Consider the following 12,360-nt stretch of genomic DNA (forward strand, 5'->3'; position numbering starts at 1 on the left):
AGAGTAAGTGTTATATTATATTGAGTTATAGTATATATCATGATTATATCTTCTTTAGAAGATATAATCATGTAGTTATATTGTTCTTTAGAATGTCACGTAACCGAATATTTTTCTAATGTTGTATTTTATTGTTTAATAAAAATGTTCTTTGGTAAAGAAATAGATATATTATTCTTTTATAATATATCTATATTATTTTTAATTTTATATTAATTAATCTCATTAGTGGAAGATAAATAGATTTTGTAATATTTTTTTAAGTTAAGATCTCTCAATGTGTTAATATAATATGTGAAAATAAACGTACGATTATGTAATATCGTTCTTTTTTCATGAGAGAGAAGAATATCGATTCTAATATTTAAGATATAATATATGATATCAAAATAATCTTTATTTTTAGTATGATTTCTAAGATTGTATTAATATGATTGATTAGTTAATATAACAGATAGTTATCAGTTGTATTTGATCTGATAGTTCTTATATTATGAGAATTGGTATGAATGTATTTACTATATTTATTTATATGTATAAATCAATGAGAAAAAATAATATAGATTGATCTAATACATGGTTGATGTACAGTTTTTATTTTTAAAATTAACAATATAAAATCCTTTTAATTCTAAAAATATAGATGTATTTTTATAATAAAAATATATTTTATATATCCTATCTTTCATCAAATCCCATTAAAAATAAATAACATTTTTTCTAAAAAAACTGATTTAGAGTAGGTTACTTGTTATCCAATTAGTGTTATATATAGCGAGCATAATATATGACGTTGGGAATTTTTTTAAATATAAAAATTCTATATATAATTAATATAATTAGAGAGATTTAATATTATTAATAATTTTATCATTAAGATATTAAGATAACATATGATGATATTTAATCTCTTCAGGAAAAGATTAATATCTTATTTAGTTTTGAACTATATCGTATAAAAAATAAGAGTGTAATAAAATTTTTTATTTTGTAATGATTAGTCTATATTTATATTTATGTATTAATTATTTAATTTTTTTCGTATAAGAGAGAGTATTTATTTTTATTGATGATTTATTTTTTATTTATTCAAAAACAATAAGACAGATATTAAGAAATTATATTTATAACATTGATGTTAGTAAGATACAAAATAAGATCTATATAGTTATTATCTAACTAATAATCACAATAAGTAATGCATAATTTCTTCAGAGTTGAAATTTTTATTTAACAGATAAGTAATGAGAATTCTCCATATCAATATTAAGTAGTCACAACGATTATGATCGTACAATTTATTGTAATTGTGACAATATTTATTGTTTCAGTTATTTCGAATAATATGCATTTGTAAAAGTTAGGTTATATTTATTACATCTTTAGATGTATGCAATAGAAAGTAGTAAGTAAGATATCTGTCTAGTTTATACTAGATAATAGAATGGTTTTTTTATTCAGTTATAGATATGAATTTATAAGAATATTGAATTTATTAATAGTTATATTATGTTCTATAGGTAGAGTTCTATGCTCTATCTTTTTTTTAATTTATTAAACCTATATAATAAGAATATTCTATACCATGAAATCAGGTATATGGATCTAACATAAAATACGGATATTCAGATAAAATCATAATAATGACATATCTATTTGGTATCACGTTATAATCATTACAGGTAGATATACATTATCTGTAACATTTTTATGGGTTTATAAAGTTTTTATTTTTTTAAAATTAATTTTTAAAAAAAGAATATTAAGTATATTTCTTGATTTCCGTTCTAAAAAACAGATATTTATTCAAATTTTAATTTATTTGTAATGAAATAAGTAGGAGTTAAAATATAATACCACTTGATTTTTTGATATATTGTTATATATTATTAAACCATTAGTAGTGAGAGATTTTGGTATATTGGGTGAGGTGTCCGAGTGGTCTAAGGAGCGCGCTTGGAAAGCGCGTATATGGTAACGTATCGAGGGTTCGAATCCCTCTCTCACCACCATAATATTAATATTATAAATATAAATATATCTTTGTAGATCGATATTGTCTAATTGGGATAAAGATAAAGATATAGAGATTAATTTTCTATGGATTGGTGTTTAATATTTAAGTTAATTTAAGAGGTATTCAGGTTAAGTGAGAGTCTGGAGGCTTAGATATATTTATTAACTTATGTGATAGATGATTTAGTATAGTATTGATTTTTTATTCGAGGTTTTACTCTTTTATAATTATTCTTCTAAGAGTAAAAGAATGTTCATAAACTCTAAAGGAGTGAGTTTTTTATATATCATGCTCAATTATATATAGTATGTTAATATAGTATGTTAATTTTAATAATTATTAGTTAAAAAATTGTTGTTCTTTTTGAATATTATTTTCATATTATTTCTGATTGTTTAGTATTAGAGTTATTTATTACTTAATATAAATAATATTTAAATTGTAAGATTTATTGATTAAAATTACTGAATTATTTTAATTCATAGAACATTTTAAGAAATGGCATAATGGAGTCTATTGATGTTATAATCGATAATTTTTGTATGGTATGTTATCGTAATAATATAAATAATTTTTTATAGTTTACGTTATCTACAAGTATTTAGAACCTGATCAAAGGTTAATCAGCAGTACTTTGATAGATTAAAAAATAATTTATCTTAGTTTTTAAATTTTAAATATGTTTAGTTTTTATTGTTTTCTATTTTTTTGTTTATATTTAGGTTTTTGTTCTTAAAAGTAAAAAATTTTATTTTTAATATTTTATACTTTAGTTAGGAGGTTAATAATAGAGATTTATTATTTATTATGAATTATATGATTATATAAATTAGTGATCAGTATGTTGTCTTAATATTATTTATTATTCAAGTATTTACTTAATTGTGCATATATAAATGGATTAGATTAATTTAGTTTTTATAGTTTTATTATTAATACAATATTAAATATTAAATACTATTATTTATTAGTACAGGTTTTTTAGTAGATTTAAATTAAGAGAAGTGATAAGTAATTTAATTTATCATTAATATTGGTTTGAATAAAAAAGATATGTTCATTAGATATGGTTCATATCTATATATAATATATTTTATTTTTTATTATTATCAAAAATTGAAACTAAAGCAGTGAGTTAAGATTCACAATATATGTAATAGGTCATTTACTAATAGTAAGTTTTATACAGCATAATATAAGTTTATTGCATATAATAAATATGTTAGTTGATATTATTATATTTATTTTTAGAGATTGCATTTTGTTGAGTAGTAGAAGATATTGTAATTTGATAATTCTTATATCAAGTTTTAAGGAAAGTTAAGATTATGATGCGATAGGTCTATAAAAACCTATCAGTTAGATACCTCTTTATGTTAGACTTGGTAGAATCTTTTCTGTTATTGGTTAATAGTAATCAAATAAGCTAAGTGTTATATAGTTTTATATGTATATAATTATAGATTATAATTATAAATTTTATTTTGTAAATAAAGCGCTTGTTTATTGAGTTTGATACTACCTTACATGCAAATTTAAGTTAGTATAATAGTAACGCTAGAAGTAATCTTTTGAGTAGAAACAGTTAAAAAATTATTATAAGACAATTGATTAGTCTAATATTAACTATATTTCTAGATTTTAAAGTTTATCAATTGTATGGGAAAAAAAGACGGATTTTAGCACTATGATGATCTTGCTGTTGTCGTCTAGCTGTATTGTAAAAATGCTTACATACTGAAATCCTGTGAATGAATAGGTTAATAAGTGTATATAATAGTTCTATTTAAATTTAAGGATGATGATTTTTTATCTTTTGAGTTTTTTATTTAAAATATTATATATATTAACAGGTTATATAAGGATTGCTATAGTTCTGATGATATTGCAGTTTATAACTTATATTGAAAGTTATTTTTTGTATTAATAGTTCATGGTACGTTCTAATTCTGTGAGATATTTCTCTATAAGAATCTATTAGTAAAGTAGAATTTTTTAATTGTCCACCCAGCGTTATTTTTAAATTAGTTGTTATTGGATTGCAAACTAAGTGCAAATAACTTAATAAGACGATCGCTAACGTTCTTATATCTCATTTTGTTGAATCATTTTAGTTCTTATTATTATTTTATAAAACCATAAAATTGTCTGATTTTTTTATATGTTACAGGAGGGGTTTGTGATTTATAATTTATAGTAGTAATAAGACTATAAATCATCTAAATCTTGGTGTAGTCAGAGTTTATATATATGAGTTGCTTTAGCTTTATTAACAAATTAGATAAACTTTAGTATATTTTAATGTTTTGCTTGACGATAAGAAGAAGATCGGAATTCTTATAGAATCAGGATGGTTTTGATTAATAACATTAGAATGGATTTTTTTAAAAGATTTTATTAGTCAGTTTGCGAATATTTATTGAAGGTTATGTCATAATTTTATAGATTTCATTAAATGGAGTTAAACAGTTATTTCTTAATATAGCTTTTCAATAGGTTTTTAGTAATACTTTTATTTTTTTGATAATTTTCTTATTTTACGTTTGTCGTATTATATTGATTATTTTTTAAAATATTATTTTTTCTGTTTGTATTGAAGCGACATGAAGTTGTTTTATAATCCAAGGTTAAGTTATTTAATATGATGATGAAGTTAGTAGAATACAGATATTAGATAGAAGCTAATCTTTCTTATAGTTTTAGACATATTTTTGAATATCAACGTGTTGTTATGTTTTTCCTCATGTGCTTAATCTATTAATATCTAAAACATAAATATGTTATCCTAATTTTTAGGATTGATAATAAAGGATCTTTTATCTATTTTATAGATCTAATTAAATTTCAGTCAATTTAAATATAATCTAATATAGTTATTTTAAAAACTATTGATTTCTTTTAGATTATTGTACTAATCATAAAAAGATTATATAAAGTTCAAGTGAATCATATGTGCTATGCTGCACAGATAATAACAGGACTCATTATTATATATATCTAGAGTTATTGCACTTTCTTAAATATTTAAGATTAATATAATCTAATCAAATATAATGATCAAATATAATTGGTAATTATAATCATATAGAATTAGATATATTTATATTATATGGGTTTGGATTATAATATTATATTTTAGTTGGTATTAAAATTAATTATTTAAGAATAAGAGATTAAGATTATTTATATTTATAAATATGTGTAGTGTACTAAATTGGTTAAATATATTTCATCAATAATAAAAACGAGCTTGTTATATAATATTTGTGAATTATGTATATATGAAATTATTTTCACCGAATATCTTTATACATAAAAGAGGATCTAATAGAGGAGGAACAAAAAAAATGAAATATGCTAGGTAAAATCTATTTTTAGAAATAATTATTTTTAGATGCAATATAAAGTGTCTGGAATCAGTAGAAATAGATTTCTTGAATATCTTTATAGATATGGAAATAAATTTGTATAAGAATGACAGAAATCCAAGATTCTGATTTGAATCAGATAATAATTTCTTATATTGAACAAGATATAATCTCATTCTAATAAGGTATGATATATCATAGTTATTTTATTTAATTTTTTTCTATTATAAGTAGGATAGTATTTAGTTTGGTACCTGCGATTGAAGTGTCAACTCAGTATATCCTATATATATAAATATTTTAACGAAGATAGCTTATTCTTTTTTGTACAGAATAATCCGAGTAAGAATTTTAGGAATTTTTATATGAAAGTACGAGGAACAGATGATGGTATTAGCATCTAAGCTAGATAAGTTTAGAAATTAGCATACTGACATTAATTCCCTATGATGCAGTATGTATTTATCTTAGACAATATATAGGTGTATAGTATATCTATATTGTATTTTTTATTTGATATATTTAATTCTATGAATAGAATTCAGTAGATATTATGTAATTAAGTTTTAAGGAGTTAGTAAAGTTATGGCGATAATCGGTATTTTTTTTGGTAGTGATACAGGGAATACAGAAAATATTGCAAATATGATTCAGAAGCGTCTTGGTAAAGGGGTTGCGCAAGTTTTTGATATTGCACAAAGCAGTAAAGAAGATGTAGAAAATTTTAATATTTTATTATTAGGAATTCCCACTTGGTATTATGGCGAACCACAGTGTGATTGGGATGATTTTTTTCCGACGTTATCTGAAATTAATTTCACTGGTAAGGTAGTTGGTTTATTTGGTTGTGGAGATCAATTAGATTATTCTGAATATTTTTGTGATGCAATGGGAATTATACGAAATATTGTTATGTCAAATTCTGCAGTGATGATAGGTTATTGGCCTAGTCATGGATATGTGTTTGAGGCATCTAAGGGGATGGTTAATAATAATTATTTTGCTGGTTTAGTTATTGACGAGGACAGGCAGCCGGAGCTTACAAAAGATCGCGTGGATCAATGGGTTAAGCAGATTTCTTTTGAATTAAATTTACCAGAAATTATTGCAAAAACTATTATATAATTGGAAAAATAATTTTTCAGTTCATAATCAATAGCTATTTTATGTTTTTATCTTACTAGTATTCAAGAAATATACATCCATCACGTGGATGTATATGATTGACGTATTATTAGTTAATGATACTGATTAAGAAGAATGGATAAGAATTTTATAAGGTTTTTCATTAATAGCAAGTTTTTAGTAACGTGATTAATTATTGTCTGAATATTATCAGATAACAGTATTTAGTTGGATTTTTAGACATCTATAATATTTTTATTTTCTATAGTAATAATCTAATTCTGCATTATATAGAATTCAGAATATAATTAGTGTTCATAGTGAATATCACTTTTGTCATCTAGGTATAGCTATCTTTTGAATAGAAGATATATAACATATAATTTAATTAAATCTTAACTGATATATTTAGACGATAAAATGTAATATTTTATCTAAAATTAAAAAGAAATGATCCTAGATATTTATATTTAACATTAATTTTAATGTATATGGATTCTTTATGATAACGTAGAGAGAGTATCGGTGATTTATATCTATACGATTTTATTATATTGTGAGATAGTATATAAATTCATAGTTAGGTGATATATGGTTATAGCATTATGGATATTTACTTTCAATTTTGATAAAAGTTTCTTTTTTTTTGATTTTATTTTTACCTTAAATTTATAATTTTAGAAAAGTATACATTAAAATAGAGTAACACAATATTATTCATCTTTTATATTAACATTAATTCGTAATAAGATAGAAGTTAAAATATTAAGTATATCTCAAAATGTAGAAAGTTTTATCTATAATTCTGACTAACTTATGGTTAGTATCAGATCATCATGGAATTGTTTATTATACAGAGCATTCTTAATTACATCAATCCTATTAGTTGGGTAATGTCAGATCTCTTTTTTCTATTAGTCTATTAAGAATATTGGTCATCAATTTTCTAAAATTATATAAGAGGTTCATATAACTATATTTTATCATGGTTTAGTGAGGAGATTATATTGAAGCTATATATATATGAACATTGTCCATTTTGTATTAGAGCTCGCATGGTTTTTGGTTTAAAAAATATTCCTATGGATTTAGTAGTTTTAATGAATGATGATGAATATACTCCAAGATATATGATTGGCAAAAAAATGGTACCAATTTTAATGAAACAAGATGGAAGTTATATGTCAGAGAGTTTTGATATTATTATGTATATTGATTCTTTGGATAAAAAATCTTCTATTATTGGTCAGTCTAGATTGTCAGTAACTAATTGGTTTGAGACTGTGAATAGCTATGTATACAAACTTCTTATGCCTTATTTACCGATACCATTGTTCTATGAATTTTCTACTTTGGAAGCGCGTCAATATTTTATTAATAAAAAGGAGGCCACTTATGGTAGTTTTTCTGCACTAAAAAAACAACGTCTAGTTTTAATTAACGATCTGAATGAGGATTTATGTAAGCTGGATTCATTAATGATATACCGCGATACAATTAATAGAGAGTTATCTTTTAATGATTTTCAGATTTTTCCATTGCTGCATTTACTAAATTTAATTTCTGAAATTAAATATCCGTCATCTGTGGAGAATTACTATTCCTGCATGGCTAAACAAACAAAAATAAGTCCTCTTTTCACTTGAACTACTAAAAGAGGTTATTAATAAATAGTTTTTGATATATTTATATGATATCTCACCTTAAGAATTTTATTATAATTAATAGATTTTTTTTGATAGATTATTGCTAATAGATTCGATCTTATTTCGTATCAAATAAGTTAGTTATAGACATAGTATCCTGTCTAAATTTAAGAATTATATCACTATGTCTAGTAAAGAAAAATTTTTAAAAATATATTTATTGATTAACAATAACATAGGTAGATTCAATATTGGTAGGCGGAAGATATAGTGAGTTTGATCATTTCTGTTTAAGGAGTTTGTAGCCTTTTATGAGAGTTTGGGTCATCTTTATTAGAGTAGCATATTTATTAAGATAGGTTAAAAGAATTAGATCTATAAGTTTTTATGTAATACAATTACATAGTATAATTTTTATATTTGTAGTGTGCATATACGATTTTTTTTATATGTTATTATAAAACTATATTGATTAAATTGTGTTGATATGTTATTTTTATATATTTACGTCTGATTGTTAGTGTAACATTAGATTTGATTTATTTTATGATATTTTCATCATTAGTTAATATATGGTGAGAAATTTTAAAAAAAGTATTTTTATGTAGCTAAAAGTAATTTCTTAAAACTAAGACTGTTATATTATGAGTTATGACTGTTAACTTTACAGAGCATAATACCGTAAGTAGGGTCTAATAGTTTTATTGATTTTTTTATTATTATTATAAATAGTTTCTATAATATAATATTTTTTATCATTATGAAGTACATATTTCATAATACAGATGAGTTGATTCACATTCTTGTTGATCTTTGTGATCTTTGAGTGAGTAGTATTATATTAGATTTATTCATATTGAGAATTATAATATTGTTATTTATTTGAAATTTAACTTTTTACAGCCATGGTGACTATATTTGATTGGGTTTACATAATTGTCAAATGTTCATTGTCTATAAAGTTTTTATAGAATTATGTGCTAAAGTGTTTGACTGGATACTGTAATTTTATGTAATAATATATGACTAGCATATCCATATTATTTTACTAAAAATTTGTAATTAAGTTATCATTAAGGATTTTTCAGTTTATGAAATAATTCTGTTCTAAGATAGCATTCGATGAATTTTAGCAAGTTATTACATGTTTCTAAGCTATCATAATGTATGACAGAGGGAGAAATCTTCTGGATTATGTCAATATTAAAATAAGAAATATTTCTTACACCATAATAGATGACTAGTGGATTTATTTTATAACTATTTGAGTTACTTAGAGTAACTAAGTTTTGAAAAGGATACATTATTTTAGACTGTACAGTCCTTGGATTTGAAAAAATGTTCGGGAAATCTTCTTAATATCACAGTGGTTTAGATAAGCTAAGATTTTCATTTTTTGATCTATATTTTTTATTTGATTTTTTATATTGCAATAAAAAGTAATTTAGATAAACATATATTAGCATATATGTAGTGAACTATATTTTTATATTTTTACGAATTCTATATCCAAGGGATCAAATTCTTAAATGTGATGACATATGATAATCATCATAATAATTCTATAATGATATCATCATATTTATTTTTATTAATTGTAAGAATAAATTTTAATGAAGAAGAAAGCATTATGTCCTCCAAGTGGATAGAGTCTTTGTATCTTATTATTCATAAAAAAATTTTCCATGAGTGCATAATTAATATACAATCTCATATCGATTAGTTTCTCTTATAGGTGTAGTCCATAAGAGAAACATACTGAATTTTTATGAGATTAATAAAGTTAATTCTATTAATAATAAAAAAATAATAGGAATAGAAGAATCATATGACTTCTTGTTTTTGGTAAGAATTGTAGTTGTAGAAACAAGTTGAAATATTTGAGTCATAGTTTCTATAATGTAAATACAATTTTATTATTAATATTAATTTTTTTATAGAGAAGGGATAAAAATTTATATGATTTTTGTTTTTAATTATATAATGTAAATGTTTTTTAAAAATAATTTTCACAGTTAAAAAGATTATACGTAATATCTTCCTTATTTAGATGTATAAGGCTGAGATTTTCAACTGACTATATTGACTATATGTAATTTTTGATATCTATATTTAACTTATTATATTTACTTTAGTATCTTTAATATATTCAATCTATTAATCTGATCATATTGTATTCTCTTTTATAAAAATTTTCCTTTTTAATAAAAATTTTTTATTTTATATGCATATATCATTTGGTAATTATAATAATCATATTAAGTTTAAATATAACATATATTTAAGTGTTGATATAAAAATCATTTAAAATATATTAAAAATATGGTTTTTTTACAATTGTATTATTATTGTGCAATAACATATCTGGTGTTAATTAGAAAATAAAATTTATTATCAAATACTTAATAAAGTATGTAGTATTTGCTTTAGTGATGTATTTACTAAATTATTTTAATGTGTGTTATGAAAAAATTGGTTTTTATATCATCAAAAAGATAAATAATAATTTTCTGTTAATTTTTAGTTTTTTAAAACACTCAAGATTATCATAGTTGATTTAAGGTGGTAATATTATCTTTAATAATTACAGATATATAGAATTTGTAATCAGAGAACATATTTTAAGATTGTGATGCTTAAATACGAGATATTTCTTATAAGAGAAATCTTATTCTCATTTTTTAGAAAAAATGTTTAGTAAGAAATTTTATCAATATTTTAGTCTTTTAGTTTAATTCGTTATCTCTTTCAAAGATTATGCAATAATGTTAAATTCACTCTTTGTATAAGAGAATTATGAATTTAACAGGTTTATGTAATCCATTCAGTTACAGAGTTATATAATATATTGAGATGATATAAAGATCATGCAATATGCATTAAATAGAAATTTCATCATCAGATCTAGAGTAATTACTCATGGAGTTTACTTTATAATATATGAATATTAATACCTAAATAAAGGAGATAGCCATTTTTATTAACTTATTTAATTTTTTTTATAAAAAATGTGTTATATATTAGAGTTTATTGTTTAATTTATATTTCTTGATTCAAGAAAGATGCATTTCTTTAGATATTGATACAATTAGGATTCTTGAATCAAGAGAAATTCCGATAGAAGTGGTTCAATATTGAATAAGTAAGGAAAATAAAATATTATGATACGTATTGCTCTGTTTCTTCTAACTAATCTCGGGGTTATGGTTGTTTTTGGTTTGATTCTTAGTTTGACAGGCGTGCAATCAGGTAGCATGACAGGTTTAATGATTATGGCGGCTCTTTTTGGTTTTGGTGGGTCATTTATTTCACTTTTAATGTCCAAGTGGATTGCTCTTCGTTCAGTTGGTGGTGAGATAATTAAAAAAGCAGGTAATGATACAGAGCGTTGGTTATTAAAAACTGTTAGTTTGCACTCTCAATCAGTAGGGATTTCTATACCAGAAGTGGCAATTTATCACGCTCTAGATATGAATGCATTTGCTACTGGAGCACGACGCAATTCTTCATTAATAGCAGTTTCTACTGGTTTATTAGAAAATATGACTCGTGATGAAGCAGAGGCGGTATTAGCTCATGAAATTAGCCATATAGCGAATGGTGATATGATTACAATGACATTAATACAGGGTGTGGTAAATACATTTGTAATATTTATATCACGAATTTTAGCACAGATTGTGACAAGTCTTATGCCTGGAGACCGTGAAGAAGACGAGAATAACCATGGTCATCCTATAGTCTATTTGATTGCTTCCACCATTCTTGAATTAGTATTTGGTTGTATTGCAAGCATGATTACCATGTGGTTTTCTCGCTATAGAGAGTTTCATGCTGATGCCGGTGCTGCTCATTTAGCTGGACGTGAGAAGATGATTTCTGCATTACAACGTCTAAAAACTAGCCATGAACCAGAAGAGGCTGGAAGCATAATGGCATTTTGTATTCATGGTAAGTCTAAATGGGTCAGTGAATTATTCATGTCACACCCTTCGTTAGATAAGCGAATTGAGGCACTACGAACTGGAAAAGGGTTATTTACTAGATGATATTGTGGTAGTGTATTCCATTACTTCATTTAAATCTGCTATTGATATCATATGATTTCTAATTTTCAGTTAATATTCATATTAGTATAATTAGCTATTATTAAGATCATATGATATGTTAAATACATATAATAGTAGTTTAAATAATATTTATC

3 protein-coding genes and 1 tRNA gene are annotated in these 12,360 nt (G+C 23.2%); all 4 read left to right on the top strand.

The genetic code is table 11. From position 1 onward, the window contains the following. Positions 1-1,924 precede the first annotated feature (1,924 nt). Positions 1,925-2,012 (top strand) — tRNA-Ser (locus tag HACICURV3402_RS01050). 3,958 nt (positions 2,013-5,970) lie between these two features. Beyond that, a complete protein-coding gene (fldA, locus tag HACICURV3402_RS01055) occupies positions 5,971-6,510 on the top strand; it encodes a flavodoxin FldA (protein ID WP_157992518.1) in 540 nt (179 codons plus the stop codon). A gap of 1,007 nt (positions 6,511-7,517) precedes the next feature. Next, the gene (gene grxB, locus HACICURV3402_RS01060) at positions 7,518-8,156 is read left to right on the top strand and encodes a glutaredoxin 2 (RefSeq protein ID WP_157992519.1); all 639 of its coding nucleotides are present in this window, start codon (positions 7,518-7,520) and stop codon (positions 8,154-8,156) included. A 3,161-nt stretch (positions 8,157-11,317) separates the two neighbouring features. Next, on the top strand, positions 11,318-12,205 hold the full coding sequence (gene htpX, locus HACICURV3402_RS01065) for a protease HtpX (protein ID WP_157992520.1): 888 nt from the start codon (positions 11,318-11,320) through the stop codon (positions 12,203-12,205). Positions 12,206-12,360: the final 155 nt, after the last annotated feature.

It is taken from the genome of Candidatus Erwinia haradaeae (genome assembly GCF_900698925.1).
GTDB lineage: Bacteria > Pseudomonadota > Gammaproteobacteria > Enterobacterales > Enterobacteriaceae > Erwinia_E > Erwinia_E haradaeae_I.

Bases quoted from the DNA above. Each gene is read 5' to 3' on its own strand.
- fldA (WP_157992518.1), top strand. From the start codon at position 5,971: ATGGCGATAATCGGTATTTTTTTTGGTAGTGATACAGGGAATACAGAA.
- htpX (WP_157992520.1), top strand. From the start codon at position 11,318: ATGATACGTATTGCTCTGTTTCTTCTAACTAATCTCGGGGTTATGGTT.